Annotated in this window: 24 protein-coding genes; 15 read left to right on the top strand and 9 right to left on the bottom strand. The window is 71.1% G+C overall.

Annotated elements, in window-relative coordinates:
* The first annotated feature begins 2 nt into the window (after positions 1 to 2).
* The gene (locus ACIBEJ_RS11245) at positions 3 to 455 is read left to right on the top strand and encodes a GNAT family N-acetyltransferase (RefSeq protein ID WP_397182527.1); all 453 of its coding nucleotides are present in this window, start codon (positions 3 to 5) and stop codon (positions 453 to 455) included.
* Between the two features lie 96 nt (positions 456 to 551).
* On the opposite strand, the gene ACIBEJ_RS11250 is transcribed toward ACIBEJ_RS11245, so the two are convergent.
* A complete protein-coding gene (locus ACIBEJ_RS11250) occupies positions 552 to 1,778 on the bottom strand; it encodes an MFS transporter (RefSeq protein WP_397182528.1) in 1,227 nt (408 codons plus the stop codon).
* A 137-nt stretch (positions 1,779 to 1,915) separates the two neighbouring features.
* Between ACIBEJ_RS11250 and ACIBEJ_RS11255 the strand changes: the two genes are divergently transcribed.
* Together ACIBEJ_RS11255 and mug are read left to right on the top strand one after the other, a co-directional pair.
* Positions 1,916 to 3,316 carry a sugar porter family MFS transporter gene (locus tag ACIBEJ_RS11255; RefSeq protein ID WP_397182529.1) on the top strand — a complete coding sequence of 467 codons (1,401 nt, stop codon included), beginning with the start codon at positions 1,916 to 1,918 and terminating at the stop codon, positions 3,314 to 3,316.
* Between the two features lie 10 nt (positions 3,317 to 3,326).
* A complete protein-coding gene (gene mug, locus ACIBEJ_RS11260; protein WP_397182530.1) occupies positions 3,327 to 3,851 on the top strand; it encodes a G/U mismatch-specific DNA glycosylase in 525 nt (174 codons plus the stop codon).
* Here the strand turns inward: mug and ACIBEJ_RS11265 are convergent.
* From ACIBEJ_RS11265 to ACIBEJ_RS11275, 3 genes are all read right to left on the bottom strand, one after another.
* A complete protein-coding gene (locus tag ACIBEJ_RS11265) occupies positions 3,843 to 4,367 on the bottom strand; it encodes a DUF1707 domain-containing protein (RefSeq protein WP_397182531.1) in 525 nt (174 codons plus the stop codon). The genes mug and ACIBEJ_RS11265 overlap by 9 nt on opposite strands.
* A 5-nt stretch (positions 4,368 to 4,372) precedes the next feature.
* On the bottom strand, positions 4,373 to 5,107 hold the full coding sequence (locus ACIBEJ_RS11270; RefSeq protein ID WP_397182532.1) for a PadR family transcriptional regulator: 735 nt from the start codon (positions 5,105 to 5,107) through the stop codon (positions 4,373 to 4,375).
* 67 nt (positions 5,108 to 5,174) lie between these two features.
* Entirely contained in the window at positions 5,175 to 5,687 is a 513-nt protein-coding gene (locus tag ACIBEJ_RS11275) for a CGNR zinc finger domain-containing protein (protein ID WP_397182533.1), read from the bottom strand.
* Positions 5,688 to 5,747: 60 nt separating this feature from the next.
* Between ACIBEJ_RS11275 and ACIBEJ_RS11280 the strand changes: the two genes are divergently transcribed.
* Entirely contained in the window at positions 5,748 to 7,004 is a 1,257-nt protein-coding gene (locus ACIBEJ_RS11280) for an MFS transporter (protein ID WP_397182534.1), read from the top strand.
* An 83-nt stretch (positions 7,005 to 7,087) separates the two neighbouring features.
* Here the strand turns inward: ACIBEJ_RS11280 and ACIBEJ_RS11285 are convergent, their stop codons facing one another.
* Together ACIBEJ_RS11285 and ACIBEJ_RS11290 are read right to left on the bottom strand one after the other, a co-directional pair.
* Positions 7,088 to 9,025 (bottom strand): ricin-type beta-trefoil lectin domain protein, encoded by a 1,938-nt coding sequence (locus ACIBEJ_RS11285; protein ID WP_397182535.1) that lies wholly within the window; start codon positions 9,023 to 9,025, stop codon positions 7,088 to 7,090.
* A gap of 70 nt (positions 9,026 to 9,095) precedes the next feature.
* Entirely contained in the window at positions 9,096 to 10,931 is a 1,836-nt protein-coding gene (locus ACIBEJ_RS11290) for a hypothetical protein (protein ID WP_397182536.1), read from the bottom strand.
* Between the two features lie 98 nt (positions 10,932 to 11,029).
* Here ACIBEJ_RS11290 and ACIBEJ_RS11295 point away from each other — a divergent pair, with 98 nt between their 5' ends.
* The 6 genes from ACIBEJ_RS11295 to acnA all read left to right on the top strand — a co-directional run bounded on the left by ACIBEJ_RS11295 (position 11,030) and on the right by acnA (position 18,681).
* A complete protein-coding gene (locus tag ACIBEJ_RS11295) occupies positions 11,030 to 11,734 on the top strand; it encodes a hypothetical protein (protein ID WP_397182537.1) in 705 nt (234 codons plus the stop codon).
* 5 nt (positions 11,735 to 11,739) lie between these two features.
* Complete coding sequence (locus ACIBEJ_RS11300) at positions 11,740 to 11,997, top strand: hypothetical protein (protein WP_397182538.1); 258 nt, start codon at positions 11,740 to 11,742, stop codon at positions 11,995 to 11,997.
* Positions 11,994 to 14,570 carry an ATP-binding protein gene (locus tag ACIBEJ_RS11305; RefSeq protein WP_397182539.1) on the top strand — a complete coding sequence of 859 codons (2,577 nt, stop codon included), beginning with the start codon at positions 11,994 to 11,996 and terminating at the stop codon, positions 14,568 to 14,570. Before ACIBEJ_RS11300 ends, ACIBEJ_RS11305 begins: the two co-directional genes overlap by 4 nt.
* Positions 14,571 to 14,610: 40 nt before the next feature.
* Positions 14,611 to 15,339: a metal-dependent hydrolase gene (locus ACIBEJ_RS11310; protein WP_397182540.1), complete on the top strand. Its 729-nt coding sequence runs from the start codon at positions 14,611 to 14,613 to the stop codon at positions 15,337 to 15,339.
* 343 nt (positions 15,340 to 15,682) lie between these two features.
* Positions 15,683 to 15,823 (top strand): hypothetical protein, encoded by a 141-nt coding sequence (locus ACIBEJ_RS11315; protein WP_397182541.1) that lies wholly within the window; start codon positions 15,683 to 15,685, stop codon positions 15,821 to 15,823.
* 143 nt (positions 15,824 to 15,966) lie between these two features.
* A complete protein-coding gene (gene acnA, locus ACIBEJ_RS11320; RefSeq protein WP_397182542.1) occupies positions 15,967 to 18,681 on the top strand; it encodes an aconitate hydratase AcnA in 2,715 nt (904 codons plus the stop codon).
* A 54-nt stretch (positions 18,682 to 18,735) separates the two neighbouring features.
* Here acnA and ACIBEJ_RS11325 read toward each other — a convergent pair whose 3' ends face one another.
* Positions 18,736 to 19,452 (bottom strand): neutral zinc metallopeptidase, encoded by a 717-nt coding sequence (locus ACIBEJ_RS11325; protein WP_397182543.1) that lies wholly within the window; start codon positions 19,450 to 19,452, stop codon positions 18,736 to 18,738.
* Between the two features lie 69 nt (positions 19,453 to 19,521).
* Here ACIBEJ_RS11325 and ACIBEJ_RS11330 point away from each other — a divergent pair, with 69 nt between their 5' ends.
* Positions 19,522 to 20,247 (top strand): sulfite exporter TauE/SafE family protein, encoded by a 726-nt coding sequence (locus tag ACIBEJ_RS11330; RefSeq protein ID WP_397182544.1) that lies wholly within the window; start codon positions 19,522 to 19,524, stop codon positions 20,245 to 20,247.
* Between the two features lie 4 nt (positions 20,248 to 20,251).
* Here the strand turns inward: ACIBEJ_RS11330 and ACIBEJ_RS11335 are convergent, their stop codons facing one another.
* Both ACIBEJ_RS11335 and ACIBEJ_RS11340 read right to left on the bottom strand, forming a co-directional pair.
* On the bottom strand, positions 20,252 to 21,379 hold the full coding sequence (locus tag ACIBEJ_RS11335) for a DUF5685 family protein (RefSeq protein WP_397182545.1): 1,128 nt from the start codon (positions 21,377 to 21,379) through the stop codon (positions 20,252 to 20,254).
* 68 nt (positions 21,380 to 21,447) lie between these two features.
* The gene (locus ACIBEJ_RS11340; protein ID WP_397182546.1) at positions 21,448 to 21,858 is read right to left on the bottom strand and encodes a nuclear transport factor 2 family protein; all 411 of its coding nucleotides are present in this window, start codon (positions 21,856 to 21,858) and stop codon (positions 21,448 to 21,450) included.
* A 147-nt stretch (positions 21,859 to 22,005) separates the two neighbouring features.
* On the opposite strand from ACIBEJ_RS11340, the gene ACIBEJ_RS11345 reads away from it, so the two are divergent.
* The 4 genes from ACIBEJ_RS11345 (at position 22,006) to ACIBEJ_RS11360 (ending at position 26,421) form a co-directional block, all read left to right on the top strand.
* Complete coding sequence (locus tag ACIBEJ_RS11345; protein WP_397182547.1) at positions 22,006 to 23,112, top strand: sugar ABC transporter substrate-binding protein; 1,107 nt, start codon at positions 22,006 to 22,008, stop codon at positions 23,110 to 23,112.
* A gap of 89 nt (positions 23,113 to 23,201) precedes the next feature.
* Positions 23,202 to 23,957, top strand: coding sequence for an ATP-binding cassette domain-containing protein (locus ACIBEJ_RS11350; protein ID WP_397182548.1), 756 nt, complete (start codon positions 23,202 to 23,204; stop codon positions 23,955 to 23,957).
* The gene (locus tag ACIBEJ_RS11355; RefSeq protein ID WP_397182549.1) at positions 23,954 to 25,213 is read left to right on the top strand and encodes a sugar ABC transporter permease; all 1,260 of its coding nucleotides are present in this window, start codon (positions 23,954 to 23,956) and stop codon (positions 25,211 to 25,213) included. The genes ACIBEJ_RS11350 and ACIBEJ_RS11355 overlap by 4 nt, the downstream gene beginning before the upstream one ends.
* Entirely contained in the window at positions 25,213 to 26,421 is a 1,209-nt protein-coding gene (locus tag ACIBEJ_RS11360; protein ID WP_397182550.1) for an ROK family protein, read from the top strand. The genes ACIBEJ_RS11355 and ACIBEJ_RS11360 overlap by 1 nt, the downstream gene beginning before the upstream one ends.
* Positions 26,422 to 26,454 lie beyond the last annotated feature (33 nt).

Genomic DNA, 26,454 nt, shown 5'->3' on the forward strand with positions numbered 1-26,454 from the left:
CCATGAACACAGACGTACGGCTGCGCGCCGTGGCCGAGGCCGACCTCGAGGTGTTCTTCGAGTACGAGCAGGACGAGGAGGCCAGCGCGCGGGCCAACTTTCCCTCCCGCCCCCGGGAGCGGTTCATGAACCACTGGCGGGTCAACGTCCTCGCGCCCCCCGGCAACCTGGTCAGGACCATCACCGTGGACGGCGCGACGGCGGGCAACATCATGTCCTGGACGGACGAGGGACGCCGCTTCGTCGGCTACTGGCTGGGCCGCGACTACTGGGGCAAGGGCGTCGGCACCCGGGCGATGGCCCTCTTCCTGGAGGAGGAGCACATCCGCCCGCTGCACGCCGACCCCCACAAGGGCAACACCGGCTCGGTCCGCCTGCTGGAGGGGGCCGGGTTCAAGCACGCGGGCACGGTCGTCCACGACGGCGAGGAACACTTCCTGCTCATCCTGGACTGACGGCACGGTTCCGCCTCGACGCGGTCTATGGTCCGGCGGCGCGGAAAGCCCGGAAGATCATGGCGACGGGCAGGGATGGGGTCGGGATGCAAGGGGTCAGGGGTGGGGGGTGAGGGTGGGGCGGGTGCGTTGGGCGAGGCGGACGGCGGGGCCCAGGGCGAGACCCGCCGCCAGGAACAGGCCGCCCAGGACGAGCCACCCCGCCGTGCCCCAGCCGATCAGCAGCGTGGTCATCAGCACCGGCCCCAGCATGCGCGCGATCTGCGGCCCCATCCCGAAGAACCCCTGGTACTGGCCCTGCTTGTCGGGGGCGGCCAGGCCGAAGCCCAGCTCCCAGGCGGCGGCGCCCTGCATCATCTCGCCGAACACCTGGATCAGGGCGGCGGCCACCAGCACCGCCACCGCCACCCAGGGGCCGAGGTGGGCTCCGGAGACGGCGTACACCAGGCAGGCGGCCAGGAACACCCAGCCGGACCTGCCCGCGACCCTGGCGGCGCTGGGCAGGTCGGTGACCTGGCGGGCCACCCGTATCTGGAAGATCACGACCGAGAGCATGTTGACCACGAGGAGGGCGGCGGCGACGGGCTTGGGGGCGTCGGTGCGTGCGACGATCCACAGCGGCAGGCCGAGGCTGAGCAGCGGCATGTTCAGGTACATGATCGCGTTGAGGAAGGTGACCAGCGCGTACGGGCGGTCGCGCAGCACGGCCAGCCGGGGCTCGCGGGCGCCCGGAGCGGCGGCGCGCACCGGCGGCACCTCGGGCAGGCGGAGCAGGACCAGCGCCGCCAGCAGGAAGGCCGCGGCGTCCAGGGCGAAGACGGCCAGGTAGGCGGGCGCGGTGTCGAAGGAGAGCGCCAGCCCGCCGAGCCCCGCGCCGACGGCCAGTCCGGCGTTGAGCGTGGACTGCAGGTGGGCGCGGACGGCGGTGCGCTCCTCGGCGGACACCAGCCCGGCCAGCAGCGCCTGCCTGGCGGAGGTGAGCCCGCCCTGGCAGCAGGCGTACAGGCAGGCCACGAGGACGAACAGCGGGTAGGCGCGGACGACGAGGAACGCGCCGAGCGCGAGCGCGGTCGCCACCGCGAGCACGACGGCGGTGCGGCGCGGCCCCCAGCGGTCGGCCACGTGCCCCAGCGGCACCCCGGCCAGCATCCCGCACGCCCATGCCACGGTCAGCGCCACGCCGACCTGCGCGGCCGAGAGCCCGACGACCCGGGTGAAGAACAGCGCGGAGGAGGCGTAGAAGGCGCCGTCGCCGAGGGAGTTGGTGAGCTGCGCCAGCGCGAGGGTGCGGGCAGGCCCGGGAGGTGGGACGATCCGTGACATGCAGGTACATTAATCGCCAGACTTAGCCCGGCAGAAGCGCCATTTCCCCGCTTTCCGATTGGGTCAAATGGCTGCACCGCCCTCTCTTTGCCGAAGCAGAGCCGTTTATTGATCAATCTCCGGGTACGTCCGGAAACATGGCCACACCGCAGTCGCAGCAGGAGAATCTGGGGCACGTCGTCTTCATCACGGCCGCGGCCGCCATAGGCGGCTTCCTGTTCGGCTATGACAGCTCCGTCATCAACGGCGCCGTCACCGGCATCCAGAAACACTTCCAGGTCGGCTCCGTGGAGACCGGCTTCGTCGTGGCGATCGCGCTGCTCGGCTCCGCCATCGGCGCGTGGGTCGGCGGCGGGCTGGCCGACCGGTGGGGCAGGACCAGGACCATGCAGGTCGCGGCGGTGCTGTTCGCGGTCAGCTCGATCGGCCAGATGCTGCCGTTCGCGATCTGGGACCTGGCGTTCTGGCGCGTGCTGGCGGGCGTGGCGATCGGCATGGCCTCGGTGCTGGGGCCGACGTACATCGCGGAGGTGGCGCCGCCCGCCTACCGGGGGCGGCTGGGATCGTTCCAGCAGCTCGCGATCGTGCTCGGCATCGCGGTGTCGCAACTGGTCAACTATCTGCTGGCGCGGGTGGCCGGCGGGGACGTGAACAACCCGCTCTGGGGCCTGCAGGCGTGGCAGTGGATGCTGGGCGCGTGTGTGGTGCCGGCGCTGCTGTACCTGCTGTTCGCCTCCACGATCCCGGAGTCGCCGCGCTACCTCATCGCGGCCGGCCGTTCGCCCGCCGCGCGGAAGGTGCTGGCCGAGGTGGAGGGCCCGGACATCGACCTGGACGCCCGCGTGGCCGAGATCCAGCACTCGCTGCGGACCGAGGCCCGCCCCACGATGAAGGACCTGCGCGGACCCGCGCTCGGCCTGCTGCCGATCGTCTGGATCGGCATCATCCTGTCGGTGTTCCAGCAGTTCGTCGGCATCAACGTGATCTTCTACTACTCGTCGGTGCTCTGGCAGTCGGTCGGCATCGACCAGAGCAACTCGCTGCTGATCAGCTTCTCCAGCTCGGTCATCAACATCATCGGCACGTTCATCGCCATCTCGCTGGTCGACAGGATCGGCCGCAAGCCGCTGCTGCTGATCGGCTCGGCGGGCATGGCGATCGCGCTGGGCACGGCGGCGTGGGCGTTCAGCGCGGCCCAGACGGTCAACGGCGCGGTCACGCTGCCGAACCCGCAGGGCACGATCGCGCTGGTCGCGGCCAACGTGTTCGTGCTGTTCTTCGCCCTGTCCTGGGGTGTGGTGGTCTGGGTGCTGCTGGGGGAGATGTTCCCCAACCGCATCCGCGCCGCCGCCCTCGGCGTCGCCGCCGCGGCCCAGTGGATCGCGAACTGGCTGATCACGGTCTCGTTCCCGGCGCTGTCGGAGTGGAACCTGCCGTTCACGTACATGATGTACGCCGCGTTCGCCGTCCTGTCCTTCCTCTTCGTCACCAAGTGGGTCAAGGAGACCAAGGGCCGCAAGCTCGAAGACATGGGCTAATCTCGCCGTCGTGATCGACGACGTGCTCGGACCCGACCTCGACGTGCTCTTCTGCGGCATCAACCCCGGGCTGATGTCGGAGGCCACCGGTCACCATTTCGCCCGGCCCGGCAACCGGTTCTGGCCGGCGCTGCACCTGTCGGGGTTCACGCCGCGCCTGTTGGCTCCGGCCGAGCAGCACCTGCTGCCGTCGTACGGGCTGGGGATCACCAATCTCGTGCCGCGGGCGAGCGCGAAGGCCGCGGAGCTGTCACGGGCCGAGCTGGCGGAGGGGGGTGTACGGCTGGCCGCCCTGCTGGCGGAGCACAGGCCCAGGACGCTGGCCGTGCTCGGGGTGTCGGCCTTCCGGACGGCCTTCGCCGTACCCAAGGCCAGGATCGGGGCGCAGGAGCGGAGGATCGCGGACACGCCCGTGTGGGTGCTGCCCAACCCGAGCGGGCTGAACGCGCACTGGACCCTCGACGCCATCGCGGCCGAGCTGCGCAGGCTGAGGGAGTCGCTGGCGCCGGACGGCGAGCCCGGCGGGTCAGCGTAGGGACCGGCGGATGGCCGCGCGGCGGATGGCACTGAAGATCATCGCGCCGATCGCGATGAACAGGACGAACTTCAGCGCGCCGAAACCGCCCACGATCAGGGCGATGAGCCCGAACACCAGCAGGAACGGCACGAACGGCGGCGGCCCGTGATGGCGGCGGGCGGGGCCCTGGTGCCGCGTCCGGTGGCGCGTCTCGTGCCACTGCCGGTGGGCCTCGTGCATCTGGTGGCGGGCCTGCTTCATCTGGTGACGGTGGGCACGCATCATCTCTTGGTAGGCGTGCCGGTCGTCCCAGGCGCCGTCCTTGGCCGGAGTGGGTGGCGCGTAGCCGTACTCCGTGGAGGGCAGGTCCGCCGTGATCGCGGTCAGGTCGCGTGCGGTGCGGGCGGCCAGCGTGCGGTCGAGTCGCTCGTCGAGCTCCTCGTGGTTCAGGCGACCCTGCGCGAAGTGCTCGCGCAGGGAGGCCATCGTCCGCTCACGCTCGGCATCGCCGATCCGGAGGTCGTGCGCGTCCACTCAGGTCACTCCTCGCCAGGGTCGCCGTCAGCCAGGATCTGGTAGAGCTTGCGGCGCGTCTCCGTGAGCACCTTGCGGGCCTCGCGGATCTGCGCCTCACTGCCAGTCTGCAATACCTGCATCATGGCGAAGGCGGATTGGCGGGCAATATCCCACAAATCTGCGGTGTTGTCGTCGATGTCCGGTCGCATCTCGTCCCACGGGGCGCGGACCTCGTCGGCGTGCGCCTCGATGTAGGCACGGCCGTCCTCGGTGAGGCGGAAGGTCTTGCGGCCCTCGCTCTCGTCGGCGACGACCAGGCCCTCGTCGGTGAGCTGCTGGAGCGCCGGGTACACGGCGCCGGGGCTGGGCTTCCAGCCGCCCTCGCTGCGCTCGGCGATCTCCTGGATGATCTGGTAGCCGTTGCGGGGCTCCTCGGCCAGGAGGGCGAGGATGGCGGCGCGGACGTCGCCGCGCTTGGCCTTGCGGGGCCGGCCGCCCCATCCGCCCCAGCCGCCGCGGCCCCCGCTGAAGGGACCGCCGGGGGCCCAGGGGCCGCCAGGACCGAAGCCGAACGGGCCGGGACCGCCGCGCCTGCCGCGGCCGCGGTGCTCGTGCGGACCGCCGCCGCCCCTGCGGTGGTGATGGTGCTCGGCGCCCTGCTCGAAGGCCTCGGCGAGGTTCTTGAGCGCCTCGCGGGCGGCGTGCTTGAACTCGTGCGCGTGGGGCCAGGGGCCGCCTGACGCTTGTGCGGAAGACATGTCGTACTCCTATCGTCGAATGCTGTCGATGCTTCAAAGATATATCGACAACCAGTCGATGACAAGCCTACGTCGTCCGCCGCCGTTCCGCGTGCGCGCGCACCTTCGCCCGGTTTCCGCACACCCGCATCGAGCACCACCGGCGGGTACGGCTGCGCGTGCCGTCCCAGAAAACCCAGGCGCAGGCGTGGTTCGGGCACCTCTTCAGCCGCTGCCACTCGCCGGTCGCGGCGGTCGTGGCCCAGGCGGCGGCGATGATCGCGAGCGGCCCCTCGGCCGCCAGCGGCGTCTCGACGCTGAGGCTCACGGTGAGCGGCAGGTAGTCGAGCACCCGCTCGGCCTCGGCCAGGACGCGCTCGTCCGGCTCCTCGCCGTTGTTGGCCAGCAGTCGTTCCCTGAGCCCGGCCCGCAGCAGCCTGGCCTGGTGGAAGTCGCGTTCGTCCACGTCGGAGGGCAGGCCGTGATCGCTCAGCCAGCTCCGCAGCCCGGCCAGGTCGGACAGCGCGTCGGTGGCCTCTTCGACGTCGATCGTGTTCGCGAACGCCTCGACGAGGAGGGTCGCGCGGGATGGTTCCGCCATGCCTTCCATCAAAGCACTTAGATGGTTATTCTCTAACCATCTAACGGGATAGGTGGTTCAATGTCGCGCAACGAAGGCGCCCTGGTCGGGTTCACCGCCGTCACGAACCTGGCCGACGGCATCGGCAGGGTCGCGCTGCCGATGGCCGCGGTCGGGCTGACGTCCTCACCGGCGCTGATCACCGGGGTGGGCGTCACGCTGACGCTGCCCTGGCTGCTGGCCTCGCTGCACGCCGGCGTCCTGGCCGACCGCGGCGACCGGCGGCGGCTGGCCGTCGTGGCCAACCTGGTCAGGCTCGGCGCCGTCGGCGTCCTGCTCGCCGCGGCGCTGGCGGGCCTGCTGTCCCTGCCCCTGCTGTACGCCACCGGTCTCACGCTGGGCGTCGCCGAGGTGGTGGCCAGCGCGGCGATCGGCGCCCTGGTGCCCGCGGCCGTGCCGGCCAGGCGGCTCACCCGCGCCAACGCCTGGATCGCCGGGGCCGAGACGCTGATGAACGAGTTCGCCGGGCCCGCGGTCGGCGGCCTGCTGGTGGGGATCGGCCTGTCGGTGGCGCTCGGCTCGGCGGGGGTCGGCTTCGCGCTCGGCGCGGTTCTGCTCGCGCTCCTGGTCGGCCGCTTCCGCGCCGCGACGCAGCCCGCGCGCGAGCCGACCTCGGTCGGCGGCGAGATCCGCGAGGGGCTCGCCTTCCTGTGGAACCATCGGCTCCTGCGCACGCTCAACCTGACCATCACCGTGCTCGGTGCGAGCTGGGCCGCCTGGCTGGCGCTGCTCCCGGTCTACGCCACCCACGTGCTCCGGCTGGACGCGTCGGGATACGGCCTGCTGATCAGCGCGATCGGGGTCGGCGGGCTCATGGGCGCCCTGACGACCTCGCTGGTCAACCGGCTGCTGGGGGTGCGCTGGGCACTGTTCGCCGACCTGGTCGGCACCTTCCTCATGGTGTTCGTCCCGGCCGTGCTGCCCGACGCCTGGGCGGTCGGCGCCGCCGCCTTCGTCGGCGGCATGGGCGGCACGCTGTGGTCGGTCAACTCCCGCACGATCGCGCAGACGATCGTGCCCGACCGGCTGCTGGGCCGCTACACCGCCGCCGGGCGCATGCTGGCCTACGGGGCGATGCCGATCGCCTCGCTGGCGGCCGGGCTCATCGCGCAGTTCGCGGGGGTCCGGATCGCCTTCGCGCTGTTCGCCGCGCTCGCCCTCGTGCTCGTGATCCCCTTCCTGCGGGCGGTCACCCCGGCCGCACTGGCCGAGAGTGAGACAGATCACGAAAAAGTTGCGGAATCCGGGAACAGCACGGGAAAGGCGGCCGTTAACTAGAGCAGACGAGGTCGTTCCGCGTCGGCAGGGCTGGGGGGTGCTGTCGCCGCTGGAAACGACCTCGTCTGCGTTTTCCGCAAGTTTCAGTAGATGTCGATGGTCATGAACTTCCACGGGTCCGGCCGCCGGCTCTCACCCGGGGCCCAGGTTCCCGTCCTTTGCAAGGTCACGGGCGTGTTGTCGGCCGAGCCCGCCGCGCCGATCCGCCATGACGGGTCCTTGCGGGAGGCGTAGCCGCCACCGGACAGGTTCCAGCGCATCGAGGCCGAGTACTGACCGATCGCCGCGGAGCAGTTCGCCACCTGGATCGGCTGGCCCTGGGCCATCGTGCCGCCCTCCACGTCCGCGCACAGGCCGGGGTCGGCCAGGTTGTGCAACTGGCCGGAGACGGTGTTGAAGCCCCAGAACTGGTCGGCCTTGCCGTCGCAGGAGTAGAGCAACAGGTTCGCGCCGCCGGCCGGCTTCGCGCCCGGCACGTCCAGGCACTTGCCCGACAGCTTGAGCTGCTGGTAGACGACCGCGGTCTTGGTCTCCCAGGTGAACACCTGACGCTGGTCGCCGCCGTCGCACGGGGCCAGGACCATGCCGTCGCCGAGGGCGCGGGCCGTACCCGGGAAGGTCGCGCACAGCGACGGCGCTCCCGCGGCGTGCAGGCGCGCGCCGTCGAAGGTCCAGCGCTGCGCCGGGCTCGCGTTGCAGTTCCACACCTGTACGGCGGTGCCGGCCACCAGGTTGCCGCCGTTGATGTCGGCGCACCGGTCCTGCGACAACTGGGTGTGCACCGCCTGGGTGGACGGGTCGTACCAGAACGCCTGGTTCCTGGTGGCCTCGCACGGCCAGCTCACCAGCTTGCGGCCGTTGCGCGAGGAGTTGCCCTCGACGTCCACGCAGGTGCCGGTCGCCGCGTGCCTGAGCTGCTTGAACTCCGGCAGCCCCGCGTACAGCCGAGGGCTCAGCGAGCCGGCCGGGTTCATGCAGGTGGCGGCGCTGGTGTTGGCGTTGAAGAACTGGGTCAGGCAGGCGCCGAACGCCGCGTGCCCGGAGGAGTTCGGGTGGAACGACTGCCGGACCGCGTTCGGGTTGAAGAAGTCGCCGTTGACCGCGTGCAGGCCGGTCACCCAGGTGGTGTCCATGCAGGGCTCGGTGCCGTGGAAGAGGCGGCTGGCGTCGAGGTAGCGGGCGCCGGCCTGCTGGGCGGCGGCGCGGATGCCCTGCTCGAAGATCGGGACCGCCTTGTTGCGGGCGAAGGCCAGGTCGGACAGGTAGCCGAGGCAGCCGCCGTTGTACCAGCCGGGGAAGTTCGGGTTGTCCTCGACGTCCGGGTTGGCCGGGCCGGGGTAGGACATGGCGACGAGCTGGTAGTCGGCCGGGGCGTACCCGGCCTCGGCCATGATCTGCTTGATGTCGGTCAGCGCCTTGGCCACGCGGGGCACGATGAAGTCGACGCGCTGCTGCCAGGTCGGGTCCTGGCTCGGCCAGCAGTTGCCCTGGAAGAGCACCCGGCGGGTGACGCAGTCGGTCATCGTGGGGCCGAACTCGGGCCCGCCGTCGTCGTTGGCGCCCGCGACCACGGTGATCATCTTGATCCTGGTGTTGCGGGCCTTGATCGACAGGTTCTCGCCCTGGTTGAGCTCCTCGTACTGGTGGGTGCCGCCGATCGTGATGTCGTTGGTGGCGCCTCCGGAGCAGGACAGGTTGTAGGTGACGTCGGCGGGGATCTGGGTGACGTGGACCGCCGCCTTGGTCGAGCGGTGGCACCAGTTGTCGGGTCCGTCGGTGCCGGGCTCGTAGAGCGAGCGGTCGACGGCGCCCTCGCCGGAGATCTCGCTGTCGCCGAGCGTGGCGAGGGAGGTCTTGCGCTGGGCGAGCGGGCGGATGGCGTCGTCGCCGTAGAGCCTGATCGCCTCGGCCTTGCGGATGGTCTCCAGGTGGGGCGGGAGGGGGTTGGCGGTGCTTGCCTGGGCTTGGGCCGGTGTGACGAGCACGGTCAGTGCCGCCAGCAGGGCCAGGGGTAAGCGCATTGGGGGGTACCTCCGGCGTCATGGGTGATACTCACAAGTAACCCCAAGAATCCGGAAATGTGAACAGGGCTCATGTGAATTGGCTGACACTCACCCTTGGCAGCGTGATGATCGCGGGGTTGCACTCGGTGGGCGTCAGCCGTACGCCCTGGCCGGGGGTGGGTTCGGCCAGCAGCAGGGCGTACTCGGGCAGGCTCTGCATCGTCGACGGCTCCACAACGTACTCGTAGACCCGCTGGCGCGCCTGCGCGTCCGACCAGTTCGTGCCCTCCGCGAACGCCACCGCCGACGACCACGTCCGGGTGAACGAGCGGCTGTCGCCCGAGGTGTCCGTCTTGCCCTTGGAGAAGTTGAGCAGGTCGGGGAGGGGCAGCAGGCCCTCGCGGTAGGTCTTGGTGGACGACCTGCTCGTGGACGAGCTGGTGCCCTCGGTGGCCGACTCGCCCTGGGTCTCGGTGCGCGTGTGGGTCTCGTTGCCGCCCATCGTCCGGGTGAGCTGCGACAGGACGAACCGGTGCGACCTGCCCACGAAGTCGGCCGCCCGGGTGGCCTCCTCGTGGTTGCCCAGCCGCATGAACGCCACCGCTCCGCCCCCGATCATCCGCAGCGACGTCTCCCGCAGATGACGGAACAGCAGCGTCAGCGGCACCCCGCGCCGCTCGCACACGTCGGAAAGCCGCTCCAGATGATGCGCGGCGACCTCGTCCGCCCCCGCCACCACCACGGCGGGCACGTGCCCGGCCAGCCCGTCCACGCGGCGCACCAGCCACTGCGTGAGCAGGTCCGTGAGCAGCTCGGCGCCCGCGCTGCGGCCGCCGCCCTCCAGCGCCAGGCAGGTGAGCACCGCCGCCCCTCCGCCGGTACGGCTCGCGCCCAGCCCGGCCAGCGGATGCAGGAACGCCTCCATCCTGGCCAGCGCGGGACGCGCGTGTTCCACGTACCCGTCGGTGAACAGTCCGTGCGCGATGTGCTCCCGCTCCGCCGCCGACAACACGGACCCCGCCGGGGGATCCTCCCCCAGCAGCACCCGCAACCCCTCCACCAGCCCCCCGACGCTGACCTCCCGCATGGCGCCGGCCAGGGCGCCCAGAACCCGCAGATCGGCACTGCGGTCGGCCCGGGAATCCCCCGCCCGCTCCACCCCGCCGTGCATCGCCTCGACCAGCATCTCGGCGAGCTGCCACGGCTCCAGGTCGGACCCCACCCGGGAGCTCTCCAGATCCCTGGGCAGCACCTCGAACCGCACGCTCGTCCCCAGCCCCGCCGCCAGCCTGGCGAGCTCCGCGCAGACGACCTCCCTGGACAGGTCGACGACCAGAACCGGCTGCGAGGCCAGCAGCGAAGCCCCGTGCACGGTCAGCAACGCCTCCCACCCCCACAGGTTCCCCCCGAACACGTCCAGCCGCCGCGTACCGCCCGCCTGCGCCGACCCCCACTCGTCCGCCCGCTCGACCAGTTCCCGCTGCCGCATTTCATGCGCGCCCCGCCGCCGCTCCCAGGCCGCCCGCTCCCGTTCATGCTCCGCGTCCGCTACTCGCCGGACCCGCTCAACCGCCCGCACCGCTCCGGCCCGCCGCCCCGCCGACACCGCGATGCTCGCCGCCCCGGGCAACGCCACCAGCGCCCCCAGCCCAAGCTGCAGCACCGGCACGATCCCGCCGCTCCCCGCGATCGTGAGCACCGCCGCCATCACCCCGAGCAGCGCCGCCGGAATCCCGAAGAACCGCACCGCCGACCGCACCGTCCGCCGATGCGCCGCCACCGCGTCCTCGGCCCTGCGCACCAGCTCACCCGGTACGGCCCCGCGCTCGGGAGGCGGTTCCGGGAAGGGCCGGTAGAGCAGCCGCCTGTCCCGGAACACCCACCCCAGCCGCCGCCCTGGAGTGAACAGACGGGAACGGGACACGGGTAATTCATCGGGGGTCATAAACGACAAATTACTGCTTGAGTGGCATATGAGGTTGGGCCTTCTCAACGCGTCAAGCGGCCGTTTACTCTGCCGCAATGGCCATCGACCGGTCAGAGGAACCGGAACCCGCCGAATCGGCGCGCCGGGAGGTGCGGGAAGAGCCTGCGAACGAGGACCGGGAGGCGCTTTACTCACGATTATGGGAAGCCGCCGACCGCCAGGAGTTCTCCTCGGTCATGGACCGCCTCCGAAATGAGGTCCAACCGAAAGTAAGAGCCGTGGTGGAGGAAACCCGGGATTCGGTCCCGGGTGCGGCGTTGGTGGGCTTGGAGTTCGAGCTCAAGGGCGAAGAGAGATATTGGCAGAAGACCGAGGGGTTCATGCGAGACCGACCGGAGCTTAGCCCGATGAGGGCTGCTGCCATGGTTTCCGACGGGCTCCGCTACACCTATCAGTTCGCCGCGGAGGACTACGTCGACGGACACAATCGTGTGTGCGGGTTACTGGAGTCGAAGGGCCTGTCCCTGGAACACCGCTGGAACGCCTGGGCGAGTCAGGACTACAAGGGGGTCAACACCCGCTGGCGCACCGCCGAAGGAGATCTCTTCGAAGTGCAGTTTCACACCCCGGAGAGTTTCGCGGCCAAGCAGGAGACACACGCCGCCTATGAGCGCTTGCGTGATCCGAAGGTTTCCGACGCCGACAAGGAGAGCCTGGAAGAGGAGCAGCGCGAGGTTTCCGCCAGGGTGTCCATTCCTGAGGGTGTCGAAGAATTGCAGGACTACCGCAAGAGGGGTTGACCGACATGCCGGAGAAGGTCACGTATTACGCCATCGTCGATGCCGGATATCCCGTCGAACGTCCGGCGGGGATGGTCCGCCGGACCGTGCATGACGGCGGTGTTCGCGACGAGTCCTTCCAGAAGGACCTGCAATGGCATCGCACCGCCGCGCTCGTGGAGTGGAAGAGAGGCGACTACCCCAGCGAACTCGTGGAAATCGCCGAAGACCAGGTGGCCGGGATCATCGAGCAGTTTCGGGAGCGGTGGAGCGAGTTGCGTTGAGTGCGTTCTGGGAGCGGCTTCATCTCACCCCCGCCTACAGCGTCCGTGAGATCCCCCGCCCCGACGACCCCCAGTCCCCGGACGACCGATGGCCCAGGGTGGCCGTGCTGGCCTCGGCGTTTCACGGGGGTGCGGCCGTCGGGTTCGGGTGGGTGCGGGAGCGGCGGGGCGGGCCGGTGGATGTCGTGGCCGTGGGGGAGGAACTGGGGACCGCGCTGGATGACGGGGTGCTGCTGCGGTTGCCGGCGGGGGCCCGTGGGGTGGAGTTGCACGGGGGCGCGGCTGGGGTGTTGCGGCGGTTGCCGCACTGGTGGGGGGTCACGGCGGTTCGGGATCCGCTGCTGGTGCGGGAGGAAAGGCCGGGGCGCGTGGGGGCGGCGCTGGAGGACGGGCTGCTGGCGGCCTGGAGCGGCGCCTTCGGGTGGATGGTGCTGGCCGAGCCGGTCGACTCTCAGGCCATGGCGGGGCTGGCCGAGGAGACCGGGCGGGCGCAGCGGGCGGCGGCGGCCAGGGAGGAACGGTCGGCGCGGTTCGCGGTCGAGGCCGAGCGGCTCAACGATCGGTATCGGGAGCTGGCCGCCGGGGCGTCGATCGGGCTTTGGCGGGTGCGGATGGTGGCGGGGGCCGAGGCCAAGCGGGACGCGCTCCGGGTGGCCGGGCTGCTGTGCGGGGCCATGGATCTGGACGGCCTGCCGTACACGCTGAGGCCGGATGACGGCAGAGGGGCGGCGGCGTTCACGGCGGGGACGGAGCTGCTGGCCGCGCTGGCGCGGGCGCCGCGGCGGGAGGTGCCGGGGGTACGGCTGGCGCGCCCGCCCGAGTTCGACCTGAGCCCCGAGGTGGCGGAGGGCGGCGTCAGGGTGGGGACGGTTCTGGACCGGCAGCGTGAGCCCGCCGGGGAGTTCTCGCTGGGGACGGAGAGCCTGAACCGGCACGCGTTCGTGTGCGGGGCGACGGGGGCGGGCAAGTCGCAGACGGTGCGCTCGCTGCTGGAGGCGGCCTCGGCGGCCGGGCTGCCGTGGCTGGTGGTGGAGCCGGCCAAGGCGGAGTACACGGCGATGGCGGCCAGGCTGCCGGGCCGCGAGGTGCTGGTGATCAGGCCGGGGCTGGCCGACGCGGTCGCCGCGGGCCTGAACCCGCTCGAACCCGCCGCCGGCTTCCCCCTGCAGACCCACGCCGACCTGCTGCGCGCCCTGTTCCTGGCCGCCTTCGCCGCCGAGGACCCGTTCCCGCAGGTGCTGGCGGCGGCGCTGACCCGCTGCTACGAGGACCTCGGCTGGGACCTCACACTGGGCGAGCCGCGCGAGGAGGGCCTGCGGCCCCGCTACCCGACGCTGGAGGACCTGCAGCGCGCCGCCGAGCGCGTGGTGGCCGAGGTCGGCTACGGCCAGGAGGTCCGCGACAACGTGCAGGGCTTCATCCGGGTACGGCTGGCCGCGCTCCGCCTCGGCGGTACCGGCAGGTTTCTGCAGGGCGGGCACCCGATCGACTTCGAACGCCTGCTGGCCCGCGACGTCGTCTTCCAGATCGAGGACGTCGGCGACGACCAGGACAAGGCGTTCCTCATGGGCGTGGTGCTGCTGCGTCTGGTGGAGCATCTGCGGGTGGGCAGGACGGGTTCGGAGGAGCTCCGGCATCTGACGGTGATCGAGGAGGCCCACCGGCTGCTCCGCCGTACAGAAGGGACGAAGGGGGCGGCGGCGCACGCGGTCGAGACGTTCGCCTCGCTGCTGGCCGAGATCCGCGCCTACGGCGAGGGGCTCGTCGTGTCGGAGCAGATCCCCGCGAAGCTCATCCCCGACGTGATCAAGAACACCGCCGTGAAGATCGTGCACCGCCTGCCCGCCGCCGACGACCGCGAGGCGGTCGGCGCGACCATGAACCTGTCCGACGCGCAGTCGGCCTACCTGGTGACGCTGCCGCCGGGGGAGGCGGCGGTGTTCGCCGATGGGATGGACCATCCGCTGCTGGTACGCATGCCCGACGGCACCGCCCGCGAGCGCGGACCCCACTTCACCGCCGACGCCCGCGACCTGGTCGGGCCCAGGAGCGCCACCTGCCCGCAGGCGTGCGGGGCGGGACCGTGCACGCTGCGCCAGATGCGCCGCGCCCAGCGGCTGGGCGAGACGCGTCCCTGGCTGGCGGCATGGGCGGAACTGTCGGTCATCTCCCATCTGCTCGGCGAGATCCCCGTCGTGCCGCGCATCGAACTGCTGCAGAGCGTCCGCACCATGGACCGCCGCCTGCTCGACTGCGCGCTCGCCCACGCCGTGGACGACGCCGTCGCCTCCCGCTCGGCGGCGATGTCCGGCTCGGTGAGCCCCGGCGCGCTGGCCGAGCACGTCGTGGCCGGGCTGCGGGCGCGCCTGGAAGGGCGCTGGCACTGCGCCAAGCGCGTCGAGCCGGAATGGGTGGCGCGCGACGGCGTCGCGGTCGCGCTCGGTGAGCGACGGCCGGGCGCGGTGGAGCGGGCAGCGGGGTGTACGGCGGGCGCGCGGGGATGGACTGAGGCGGTTTCGCCGGTTCTGGCGGACTTTCTGGAGTGCCAGTGGCCGTTGGGATACCTCCGCTAGGGCCGGGCTTTGCCGTACAGTAACTTTTTGTGATCTTCGCATGATGGGGCATTCGCACGCGATGACCGGAGCCATCGCGTGGCTGGGACTGGCGCCCGCGTTCGCGGCGCTGCCGTTGCTGAACGAGTCGAGCCGGTTCATCGACACCGGGATCATGGCCACCGCGCTGACGCCGTCGGAACTCATCGCCGGGGCGCTGGTGTGCGCGGGGGCGGCGATGCTGCCCGACCTCGACCACCCGAGCGCGACCATCGCCCAGACGTTCGGGCCGGTGACGTGGGCGCTGTCGAAGGTGGTCGCGTGGATCAGCGGCGGGCACCGGGGGATGACGCACTCGCTGGTGTTCGCGGTGGCGATGGGGTTCGGGGCGCACTGGCTGGCCAGCACGTACCCGATCGGGCGCGACATCATGGTCGTCCTGCTGATCGGCCTGGCGCTGCGCGCGATCGGCATCGGCATCCCCGGCAACAAGACCGGCTCGGCCATGGTGAACATCGGCCTGACGGCGGGGCTGTACGTGGTGTTCATGTCGATGGAGGTCGGCTACGCGTGGCTGGGGCTCGCGGTGGGGATCGGCTGCCTGGTCCACACCGTGGGCGACTGCATGACCGAGAAGGGCTGCCCGGTGCTGTGGCCGCTGGCGGCGCGGTGGGTGCTGCCGTGGAAGATCGGCATCAAGACGGGCAAGAAGTTCGAGCAGAAGGTCCTGGCTCCGATGTTGTCGGTGGCGATCATCGGACTGCTGTTCTGGCGGCTGGCGCCCCTGTGATTTAGGCCTTCCCGGGCGGGGCGTGCGGCTGTTTGGGTGGCCGCATGAGCGTCGATCGGCCCGACGACCGAGAGACACCCGGCACCGCCGCCCCCGAGTTCGAACGCAACGGCGCCTCGGCCTCGGACCTGGTACGCGTCTGGGATCTCGCCCAGCGGCAGGAGGACACGTCGGAGCCCGGCGCATGGCGTGGGGAGAGCGGACGCTACCTCAACGCCGAGCAGAACCTGGTGACCGACCATGCCCGGGACCGGCTGGTCGACCTGATGCCGGAGGTCGAGGCCGTGATGAAGGGAGCGGCTACCAAGGCCGGCGGAGGGGCCACCTGGACGAGGCGCTGCAGATGGACCTGGAGTGGCACCGCACCGGTTTCATCGCGGAGTGGGAGCGTGGCGAGTTCGGCTTGTCCCTGGCAGAAGTGGGCGACGAGCAGGCACGACAGATCATCGAGCACTTCCGGGAGGAGTGGGGCCGCGCGGTTTAACTTGATGTCGAGATACTTTCGGGATATCTTGATGTCGAGATATCCGCTGCAACCTGCGGGTTAGGGTTACCTAACGTCTTGTTCGGTCCCGGGGTGCGGCAGGATTTGACTGAGTATTTGGTCCACCGAGGAGGCGATTCACCGTGTCCGCGAACAGCTTCGGCAGCCGTGACACGCTACGCGTCGGCGACGCGTCGTATGAGATTTTCCGGCTGGACGCCGTGGAGGGCTCGGCGCGCCTGCCGTACAGCCTGAAGATCCTGCTGGAGAACCTCCTCCGCACCGAGGACGGCGCCAACATCACCGCCGACCACATCCGCGCCCTGGGCGGTTGGGACCCGAAGGCCGCGCCGAGTGTCGAGATCCAGTTCACGCCGGCCCGCGTGATCATGCAGGACTTCACCGGCGTGCCCTGTGTGGTCGACCTGGCCACGATGCGCGAGGCCGTACGCGAGCTGGGCGGGGACGCGACGAAGATCAACCCGCTGGCGCCCGCCGAGATGGTCATCGACCACTCGGTCATCGTCGACTACTTCGGTCACCCCGACGCCTTCCAGCGCAACGTCGAGCGCGAGTACGAGCGCAACCGCGAGCGTTACCAGTTCCTCCGCTGGGGCCAGACCGCCTTCGACGAGTTCAAGGTCGTCCCGCCCGGCACCGGCATCGTGCACCAGGTCAACATCGAGCACCTGGCCCGCGTGGTCATGACGCGCGACGGCAAGGCCTACCCGGACACCTGCGTCGGCACCGACTCCCACACCACGATGGAGAACGGCATCGGCGTCCTCGGCTGGGGCGTCGGCGGCATCGAGGCCGAGGCCGCGATGCTCGGCCAGCCGATCTCCATGCTGATTCCGCGCGTGGTGGGCTTCAAGCTCAGCGGCAAGCTCCCGGCCGGCGCCACCGCGACCGACCTGGTGCTGACGATCACCGAGATCCTGCGCAAGCACGGCGTGGTCGGCAAGTTCGTCGAGTTCTACGGCGAGGGCGTCGCCTCCGTGCCGCTGGCCGACCGGGCCACGATCGGCAACATGAGCCCCGAGTTCGGCTCCACCTGCGCCATCTTCCCGATCGACGGCCAGACCACCGACTACCTGCGCCTGACCGGCCGCTCCGAGGAGCAGATCGCGCTCGTCGAGGCCTACGCCAAGGCCCAGGGCCTGTGGCTCGACCCGAACGGCGCCGAGCCGGAGTTCTCCGAGTACATCGAGCTCGACCTGGCCACGGTCGTCCCGTCGATCGCCGGCCCGAAGCGCCCGCAGGACCGCATCGCCCTGTCGGCCGCCAAGGACACCTGGCGTCACGACGTGGCCAACTTCGTCGCCGACGACGAGGCGGGCAAGGAGAGCTTCCCCGCCTCCGACCCGCCCGCGCAGAACGCCAACGGCCGCCCGCACAAGCCGTGCCCGGTGACGCTCGCCGACGGCACCGCGTTCGAGATCGACCACGGCATCGTCTCCATCGCCGCGATCACGAGCTGCACCAACACCTCCAACCCCTACGTGATGCTGGGCGCCGCCCTGCTCGCCCGCAACGCGGTCGACAAGGGCCTCAACCGCAAGCCGTGGGTCAAGACCTCGCTGGCCCCCGGTTCGCAGGTCGTCACCGGGTACTTCGAGCGGTCGGGGCTGCAGCCGTACCTGGACAAGATCGGTTTCAACCTGGTCGGCTACGGCTGCACGACCTGCATCGGCAACTCGGGCCCGCTGATCCCCGAGATCTCGCAGGCGGTCCAGGACAACGACCTGGCCGTCACCGCGGTGCTGTCCGGCAACCGCAACTTCGAGGGCCGCATCAACCCCGACGTGAAGATGAACTACCTGGCCTCGCCGCCGCTGGTGGTCGCCTACGCGCTCGCCGGCACGATGGACATCGACCTCGACACCGAGCCGCTCGGCCTCGGCAACGACGGCAAGCCGGTCTTCCTCAAGGACATCTGGCCCTCGCCGGAGGAGATCTCCGAGGTCGTCAACTCCTCGATCGGCCGGGAGATGTTCGAGCGCGACTACGCCGACGTCTTCAAGGGCGACGACACGTGGCGCTCGCTGCCGATCCCGACCGGCAACACCTTCGAGTGGGACCCGGATTCCACCTACGTCCGCAAGGCCCCCTACTTCGAGGGCATGCCGCTCAAGCCGGAGCCGGTCACCGACATCTCCGGCGCCCGCGTGCTGGTCAAGGTGGGCGACTCGGTCACCACCGACCACATCTCGCCCGCCGGCGCCATCAAGGTCGGCACCCCGGCCGCGCAGTACCTCGACGAGCACGGCGTCGCGGTCAAGGACTTCAACTCCTACGGCTCGCGCCGAGGCAACCACGAGGTCATGATCCGCGGCACGTTCGCCAACATCCGCCTGCGCAACCAGATCGCCCCCGGCACCGAGGGCGGCTACACCCGCGACTTCACCCAGGCCGACGGCCCGGTGTCGTTCATCTACGACGCCTCGGTCAACTACGCCGCCCAGGGCACGCCGCTGGTCGTCCTGGCGGGCAAGGAGTACGGCTCCGGCTCCTCGCGCGACTGGGCCGCCAAGGGCACCGCGCTGCTCGGCGTGCGCGCCGTGATCGCCGAGTCCTACGAGCGCATCCACCGCTCCAACCTGATCGGCATGGGCGTCCTGCCGCTGCAGTACCCGGAGGGCGGCTCGGCCGCGTCCCTGGGGCTCACCGGCGAGGAGACCTTCGAGATCACCGGCGTCGTGGCGCTCAACGACGGCGGCATCCCGCAGACCGTGCACGTGAAGGCCGGCGACGTCGAGTTCGACGCGGTCGTCCGCATCGACACCCCCGGCGAGGCCGACTACTACCGCCACGGCGGCATCATGCAGTACGTGCTCCGCTCGCTGCTGGGCAAGTAGGCTCCGCACGCCCCGCCGCGGCCCGTCCGCGGCGGGGCGTTCTGCTGTGGTACGTCAGGACACCCGGGCCCGCGAGGCCGACCAGGTGTCGCACGAGCCGGGCCGGCCGCCGCTGAAGCCGCGCTTCAGCCAGTAGACGCGGTTGGCGCCGCTGCCGTGGGTGCGGTAGACGTCGTCGCCGCTGGCCCGCACGGCCTCGACCAGGGCCGCCCAGTCCTTCGTGTCCCTGGGCAGCGAACGCCACACTCCGGCCAGGAACACCCCGGCCAGGCAGTCGGCCTGCAACTCGTAGCGGCGACCGCGTTCGGCGGTGGCCTTCCCGCGCTCGTAGACCGCCCTGACGCCGGTCAGGCTCTGCAGGTGGTGGCCGTACTCGTGGGCCGCGACCTTGAGCGGCAGCAGGTCGGTACGCCCCTCGATCCAGTCGCCGGCCAGCGGGAACACCAGCGTGCGCGGCCCCGGGCAGTAGAAGGCGGCGGTGCCCTCCGGCCAGTCGATGCCGCAGATGCGGTCCTGCGGCGCGTCGAAGTAGCGCACCTTGGGCTTGCTGAACGGCATCCGCGCCCGCTTGAAGTGCCCACCCCACGCTTTGTCCAGACATTTCACCATCGCGACCAGGTACTCCCTGGGCCGCGCCACACCACCCGAGATCAGCTCGGGCTCCGCGCACGTCTGCGCGGCCAGCCTGCCGCTGCCCGCCCACGGGTCGGCGGCGGGGGCGGCGGTGAGGGTCAGCACGGAGAGCGCGGCGACGGTCTGTATGAGGGGCACAGCAACGGATCATAGGGCTACCCAGGGGCCGGGCGAGGGCGGTGGGACGTTGGTGGTTGACTCTGCGGAATGAACGATGTGGTTCTGGTCCTGACTTTTGGCGGTTTGGCGGTTTTTATTGGGGCAATCGTGCAGGGAGGCGTGGGGTTCGGGCTGGGGCTGATCGCCGCGCCGGTGCTCACGCTGCTCGACCCCGGCCTGATGCCCGGCGCGATCCAGGTGGTCAACTTCACGATGCCGCTGTTCACGCTGGCCGCCGAGTGGCGCAAGGTGGACTGGCGCGGACTGGGCTTCGCGGTGCTCGGCCGGCTGCCCGGCACGGTCGTCGGCGGATTCGTCGTCGTCTACGTCTCGACCCAGACCCTCGGGGTGCTGGTCGGCTTGATGGTGCTGGTCGCGGTGGGGCTGACGGCGCGGGCGCTGAGCGTGCCGCGCAACGGGGCCACGCTCACCACGGCGGGCTTCGTCTCCGGTGTCACCGGCACCGCGACCGGGATCGGCGGCCCGCCCCTCGCGCTGGTGTACCAGAGCGCGAAGGGGCCGCAGATCCGGGCCACCCTGGCCATGTTCTTCGCCCTCAGCGCGGCCGGGTCGCTGGCCGTGCTCGCGCTGGTGGACCGGCTGCCCGCGATGGCGCTGGCCACCGGGGCGGCGCTGCTCGTACCCATGATCGCCGGTTTTCTCGTGTCGGGGCCGCTGCGCCGCTATCTCGACGGCGGGAAGGTGCGGGCGGCGATCCTCATCGTGGCGGCCGTCTCCGCGCTGGTGCTCATCGGGCAGAGCATCCTGCGGTGACGGGTCAGGCCGAGCAGCAGTCGCAGCCGGAGCAACAGTCGCAGTCCGAGCAGCAGTCGCAACCCGAGCAGCAGACGTCGCCGCAGTTGGCGCAGTTCGAGCACCGCGAGTCGTGCTCCTCCCAGGGCGGCTGGTAGAGCCCGCAGGTGCAGCAGGAGAAGGCGGCGCAGGCCAGCGAGATCAGCCCACCCGGATTCGGCTTGCGCGGCCGCTTGTCCGGGGGCGGCTCGGGCGAAGAGGGAGCTTCGCGCCTGGAGGGCGCCTCGGATGAGGAGGGAGGCTCTGCGGGCGCGGCGAAGGTGCGGGTGATCGCCCGGGACGTCTCGCGGACCAGCAGCGTGGTGGCCAGCCGGGGCCGGGGCAGGTCCAGCCCGTCCACGCACTCGCGCAGCTCGGCGTGTGCTTGCTCGCAGTGCGCGCGCGCCGCCGCCCGCGTCGTGCCGGTGGCCGCCAGCGGGTTGTACGCCCCGCGCTCGCGATCCTCGGCCAGATCCTCCACGGCGTCCAGCAGGTGGGCCAGCCGCCCGAAGGCGCGCCCGGCCCGCTCCAGCGGCTCGCGGTTGCCCGGCCGCCCCGCCAGCACGGCGGTGTGCGCGAACGCGGCCGCCACGGCGTCCTCGGTAGGCGTAGTGAGCGAGGCCAGCGGACGGCCGCCGGACCGTTCCAGCTCCATCTGCGCCACGGCGGCGCCGGTCAGCGGGGCGGGGTCAAAGGACAGTGCGGCCGCCGTCGCGACGCCCGCGCCGGACCAGCGCCCGGCCAGCCGCCCGGCGGACGCGGCGACGAGCCGCCGCCGGTAGGGCCCGTCGCCGTCGGCGACGTGGTCACGCAGCTTGGCCCCGGCCAGGATGAGCGAGACGGACGCGGCCAGCCGGGCCCCCTCCGACGTCACGACCCCGGCCGTCCTGAATCCGCGCAGGGCGCACGGCCCCGCCGTACGGCGTCGCGCGGGCGTGGCCGTCTGGGCCTCGGCCAGCACCGACACCAGCAACGCGTCATAGTTGGTGGCCAGCCGCGCGGCCTGCCCGTGCTCGTCCCGTAAGGCCAGGCAGAGCCCGCACAGGTGGCCGAGCCAGTCCTTGAACATCCCGCCGCACATGCCGTGCCGACATGGCCGGACAATCCCGAACATATGCCCCCTCATCCCGGTACGGCGGAGCTCACCGTAGCACCGGTGACCTAGGACAGGGGAGAGGCGTCTCAGTGCATGGTGCGCCAGGTCTGCTCCTCGACCAGTTCCCGGCTCCGCCACCCGGCGGGGGTCCGTTCCATCCGGTGGTGGTACCAGCCGCCGCCCTGAAGGATCCCGGCGGGCTTGGCCAGCTCCCGGCTCGGCGAGAGCGTGTCGGTGAACGACGCGCAGACCCGCGCCGAGTCCCCGTCCAGCGTCACCCGGGTGGCCCCGATCAGGTGCAGGCGTCCCGGCCAGTTCGGCAGGACGTCCGCCAGCCACGCCTTGACCTCGGGGAACGGCCCCTTGATCCCGCCCGCGGAGGTGTAGTCGAGCACGGCGTCCGGGGTGAACACCTCGTCGAGCAGGTCCCAGTCGCCGCTGTCCAGCGCGTAGGCGTAGGTCGCGAGGCGGTCGGCGATGGCCAGGTGATCGTCCATGCGCCAAGACAACGCGACGGCGCGCACCCGGACAAGACCCACGTTTCCCGATTGTTATGCGCAACAACAAACTCCGCCCGTGGAGCCCCTTCCCAAGAGGTCCCTGGCGGAATACGTTGCCGCAAACAACATTCAGGGAGGTCTGCCATGCGCAAGGGGATCCTGGGCGCCGCCGCGCTCATCCTGGGTCTGGCCGCCTGCGGGGGCGAGAGCGGCACGACCGCCGGCACCACCGCGACGACGGGAGCCACGACGGCCGCCGCCAAGCCGGGCAAGGTCGGCGTCATCCTGCCCGACAGCAAGTCCTCGGCCCGCTGGGAGACGGCGGACCGCAAGTTCCTGGGAGAGGCGTTCACCGCCGCCGGGGTCGCCTTCGACATCCAGAACGCCCAGAACGACAAGAACGCGTTCCAGACCATCGCCGACCAGATGATCACCAACGGCGCGACCGTGCTGATGATCGTCAACCTCGACAGCGGCACCGGCAAGACCGTCATCGACAAGGCCAAGGCGCAGGGCGTGCCCACGATCGACTACGACCGCCTCACGCTCGGCGGCAACGCCTCCTACTACGTCAGCTTCGACAACACCAAGGTCGGCACCCTCCAGGGCGAGGGCCTGAGCAAGTGCCTGGCCGACAAGAAGGCCGACAAGCCCATCGTCGCCTACCTGAACGGCTCGCCCACCGACAACAACGCGACCCTGTTCAAGGAGGGGTACGACGGCGTCCTGAAGCCCAAGTTCGACGCCGGCGAGTTCGTGAAGGGCCCCGAGGAGTCGGTGCCCGAGTGGGACAACACCAAGGCCGGCACGCTGTTCGAGCAGATGCTCACCAGCCAGCCGAAGATCGCCGGCGTGCTGGCGGCCAACGACGGCCTCGGCAACGCCGCCATCACCGTCCTGAAGAAGAACAACCTCAACGGGAAGGTCCCGGTCACCGGCCAGGACGCGACCGTGCAGGGCCTGCAGAACATCCTGGCCGGCGACCAGTGCATGACCGTCTACAAGGCCGTCAAGAAGGAGGCCGACGCCGCGGCCAAGCTCGCGGTCGCCCTGGCCAAGGGCGAGAAGCCGACGGCGAGCGGCACGGTCAAGGACTCCCAGACCGGCGCGGACGTCCCCGCTGAGCTCCTCGACCCCCAGCCGATCACGTTCGACACCGTCAAGGACGTCGTGGCCGACGGCTACGTCACCAAGGAGGAGCTGTGCACCGGCGATTTCGCCGCCAAGTGCACAGAAGCCGGAATCAGCTAGCCAACCCCCTCTAGATCCCGAAATTTCGGCTTAAGGTACGGCAAGCGGCCCACAAGGCGGCCTGCCGTACCCTCCTCCGAGGGAGCCCCATGACGACCCCACTCCTCGAAGTACGCGGCCTGGACAAGAGCTTCGGCCCCGTCCAGGTGCTGCACGACGTCGCCTTCTCCGCCTACGCCGGCGAGGTCACCGCGCTCGTCGGCGACAACGGCGCCGGCAAGTCGACGCTCGTGAAGTGCGTCGGCGGCATCCACCCGCTCGACGCCGGCCAGATCCTCTTCGACGGCCGCGACGTCCAGGTGAGCACTCCGCGCGACGCGGGGACGCTCGGCATCGAGATCGTGTACCAGGACCTCGCGCTCTGCGACAACCTCGACATCGTCCAGAACATGTTCCTCGGCCGCGAACGCCGCCGCGGCCTGGTCCTGGACGAGGCGACGATGGAGGAGATGGCCGAGCGCACGCTGTCCGGCCTGTCGGTGCGCACGGTCAAGTCCATCAGGCAGCAGGTCTCCAGCCTGTCCGGCGGCCAGCGGCAGACCGTCGCCATCGCCAAGGCGGTGCTCTGGAACTCGCGCGTGGTCATCCTCGACGAGCCCACCGCCGCGCTCGGCGTCGCCCAGACCGCCCAGGTGCTGGAACTGGTGCGCAGGCTGGCCGACCAGGGCCTGGCCGTGGTGCTCATCTCGCACAACATGAACGACGTGTTCGCCGTCTCCGACCGCATCGCGGCGCTCTACCTCGGCAGGATGGCGGCCCAGGTCCGCACCGCCGACGTGACGCACGCGCAGGTCGTCGAACTGATCACCTCCGGTCGCAGCGGAGAACTGGGGATCGCGCCATGAGCAAGCTCGCGCAGGAAAAAGAGGCCATCATCGCGGCGGTGCAGGCGCCGTCGATCGGGCACAGCGCCCGCGCCTACGGCGAACGGGTCCGCGGCGGCGACATGGGCGCGCTGCCCGCCGTCATCGGCCTGGTCGTGCTGTGCACGGTCTTCGCGATCGCCCGGCCCTCGTTCCTGACCGCCATCAACTTCGCCAACCTGTTCACCCAGGGCGCCGCGGTGACCGTCATCGCCATGGGCCTGGTCTTCGTCCTGCTGCTCGGCGAGATCGACCTGTCGGCCGGCTTCGCCAGCGGCGTCTGCGCGGCGGTGCTGGCCGTGACGCTCACCGACCTCGGCCAGCCCTGGTACGTGGCCGTGCTCGCGGCCATCCTCACCGGCTCGGTGATCGGGGTGGTGCTCGGCTCGCTGGTGGCCAAGGTCGGCATACCGTCGTTCGTCGTCACGCTGGCGGCCTTCCTCGCCTTCCAGGGCGTGGTGCTGATCATGCTGGACGAGGGCACCAACATCTCCATCACCGACCCGGTCATCGTGGCCGTCGCGACCAAGAACATGACCCCCGCGCTCGGCTGGGCCCTCTACGCCGCCAGCGTGGTGATCTACGCCGCGGTCCAGCTCACCAGGGCCCGCAGGAGGGCCGCGCGCGGGCTGGTGGCCGACCCGCTGTCGCTGATCGCCGCGCGGGTGGCCGGCCTCGCGGTCATCGCCGGGCTCGCCGTCTACGCCCTCAACCTGGAGCGCAGCCGCAACCCGCTGACGATCTCGCTCACCGGCGTGCCCATCGTCGTGCCGGTCATCCTGGTCCTGCTGGTCGTGTGGACGTTCGTGCTGCGCCGTACCCCCTTCGGACGGCACGTCTACGCGGTCGGCGGGAACGCGGAGGCGGCCCGCAGGGCCGGCATCGACGTCGACCGGATCAAGATCAGCGCATTCGTGATCTGCTCGTCGATGGCCGCGGTCGGCGGGATCATCGCCGCCTCCCGCGCCAACTCCGTCGACCCGAACACCGGAGGCAGCACCGTCCTGCTGTATGCCGTCGGAGCTGCGGTGATCGGCGGGACGAGCCTGTTCGGCGGCAAGGGCAGGGTCCTCGACGCCGTGCTGGGCGGCGCCGTGGTGGCGGTCATCGAAAACGGCATGGGCCTGATGCAGTACGGTGCCAGCGTGAAATACCTGGTCACCGGATCTGTCCTCTTGCTGGCCGCGGGCGTCGACGCGCTGGCGCGCAGGCGGGCGGCCGCAGCGGGTCTGAGGTGATGCGGGCGGGGCCATCCCAGGAGGACATCAGGCGGCACAACCTCGGCACCCTGCTGCGCCATGTCCACCTGGGCGGGCCGATCTCGCGTGCCGAGCTGACCTCGCGCATGGGCCTGAACCGCAGCACCATCATGGCGCTCACCTCCGACCTGACCGCCGCGGGCCTGGTGCGCGAGGAACTGCCGCGCGAGACCGGCCGCGCGGGCCGGCCGTCGCTGGTGGTGCGCCCGGAGTCGGCGCGCGTCTACGTCTTCGCCTTCGACGTGGGCCCCGACCGGCTGGCCGTCGCCCGCGTCGGCCTCGGCGGCGTGATCCTCGACCGCAGGGAGTCGGTACGGCGGCGCGGCCCCTTCGACCTCCCGGAGCTGACCGGAGAACTGGCCGCCGCGGCCAGGCAGATGCGGCGCAAGGCCCGCCACGACGCCATCTGCGTCGGGGCGGGCGCCGCCGTGTCCGGCGGCGTGCGCAAGAGCGACGGCGTGATCAGGTTCGGCCCGAACCTGCACGCCGACGAGGCCCCCTTCGGCGAGGCCCTGGGCAAGCGGCTGGCGTTCGGGCTGCCGGTGAGCGTGGGCAACGACGCGAACCTGGCCGCGCTGGCCGAGCACAGCCGGGGCGTGGGCGTGGGCGTGCGCGACCTGGTCTATTTGCACGGGGACGTGGGCGTCGGGGGCGGCATCATCGCCGGCGGCCACCTGCTCGGCGGCCACGACGGCTACGGCGGCGAGATCGGCCACATGGTCATCAACCCGGGCGGACGCCAGTGCGCCTGCGGATCACGCGGCTGCCTGGAGGCGGAGGCGGGGGAGCGGGCCCTGCTGGAGGGCGCGGGCCGGAGCCCTGAGGAGGGCCACCAGGGCCGCGACGCGGTGCGCGGCGTGGTCGACGCCGCCGACCGCGGCGACATCGTCGCCCAGGAGGCGCTGCGCCAGGTCGGCGACTGGCTGGGGCTGGGCGTGGCGAACCTGGTCAACGTGTTCAACCCGGAGATGGTGATCTTCGGTGGCATGCTGCGCGAGGTCTACCTGGGCTCGGCCGCCCAGGTGCGCAGCCGCCTGGCGGTCAGCGCCCTGGCGCCGCAGCGCGAGAAGCTGCGCCTGCGCACCTCGGCGCTGGCCGACGACGCGACCCTGGTGGGCGCCGCCGAACTGGCCTTCGCCCACGTGCTGTCCGACCCGCTGGAGGTCCTGGCCAGAGCCGGCGGCTGAGCGCGCCCGAAGCCGCCCCGCCGGTGTTCTCCA

The sequence above is a fragment of the Nonomuraea sp. NPDC050790 genome, assembly GCF_044456745.1.
In the GTDB taxonomy this organism is placed as follows: domain Bacteria; phylum Actinomycetota; class Actinomycetes; order Streptosporangiales; family Streptosporangiaceae; genus Nonomuraea.

Bases quoted from the DNA above. Each gene is read 5' to 3' on its own strand.
- ACIBEJ_RS11335 (WP_397182545.1), bottom strand. From the start codon at position 21,379: ATGTTCGGGATTGTCCGGCCATGTCGGCACGGCATGTGCGGCGGGATG.
- ACIBEJ_RS11255 (WP_397182529.1), top strand. From the start codon at position 1,916: ATGGCCACACCGCAGTCGCAGCAGGAGAATCTGGGGCACGTCGTCTTC.
- ACIBEJ_RS11275 (WP_397182533.1), bottom strand. From the start codon at position 5,687: ATGGCGGAACCATCCCGCGCGACCCTCCTCGTCGAGGCGTTCGCGAAC.
- ACIBEJ_RS11295 (WP_397182537.1), top strand. From the start codon at position 11,030: ATGGCCATCGACCGGTCAGAGGAACCGGAACCCGCCGAATCGGCGCGC.
- ACIBEJ_RS11355 (WP_397182549.1), top strand. From the start codon at position 23,954: ATGAGCAAGCTCGCGCAGGAAAAAGAGGCCATCATCGCGGCGGTGCAG.
- ACIBEJ_RS11330 (WP_397182544.1), top strand. From the start codon at position 19,522: ATGAACGATGTGGTTCTGGTCCTGACTTTTGGCGGTTTGGCGGTTTTT.
- ACIBEJ_RS11345 (WP_397182547.1), top strand. From the start codon at position 22,006: ATGCGCAAGGGGATCCTGGGCGCCGCCGCGCTCATCCTGGGTCTGGCC.
- ACIBEJ_RS11350 (WP_397182548.1), top strand. From the start codon at position 23,202: ATGACGACCCCACTCCTCGAAGTACGCGGCCTGGACAAGAGCTTCGGC.
- ACIBEJ_RS11280 (WP_397182534.1), top strand. From the start codon at position 5,748: ATGTCGCGCAACGAAGGCGCCCTGGTCGGGTTCACCGCCGTCACGAAC.
- ACIBEJ_RS11310 (WP_397182540.1), top strand. From the start codon at position 14,611: ATGATGGGGCATTCGCACGCGATGACCGGAGCCATCGCGTGGCTGGGA.
- ACIBEJ_RS11300 (WP_397182538.1), top strand. From the start codon at position 11,740: ATGCCGGAGAAGGTCACGTATTACGCCATCGTCGATGCCGGATATCCC.
- ACIBEJ_RS11340 (WP_397182546.1), bottom strand. From the start codon at position 21,858: ATGGACGATCACCTGGCCATCGCCGACCGCCTCGCGACCTACGCCTAC.
- ACIBEJ_RS11315 (WP_397182541.1), top strand. From the start codon at position 15,683: ATGGACCTGGAGTGGCACCGCACCGGTTTCATCGCGGAGTGGGAGCGT.
- ACIBEJ_RS11250 (WP_397182528.1), bottom strand. From the start codon at position 1,778: ATGTCACGGATCGTCCCACCTCCCGGGCCTGCCCGCACCCTCGCGCTG.
- ACIBEJ_RS11285 (WP_397182535.1), bottom strand. From the start codon at position 9,025: ATGCGCTTACCCCTGGCCCTGCTGGCGGCACTGACCGTGCTCGTCACA.
- ACIBEJ_RS11270 (WP_397182532.1), bottom strand. From the start codon at position 5,107: ATGTCTTCCGCACAAGCGTCAGGCGGCCCCTGGCCCCACGCGCACGAG.
- ACIBEJ_RS11245 (WP_397182527.1), top strand. From the start codon at position 3: ATGAACACAGACGTACGGCTGCGCGCCGTGGCCGAGGCCGACCTCGAG.
- ACIBEJ_RS11360 (WP_397182550.1), top strand. From the start codon at position 25,213: ATGCGGGCGGGGCCATCCCAGGAGGACATCAGGCGGCACAACCTCGGC.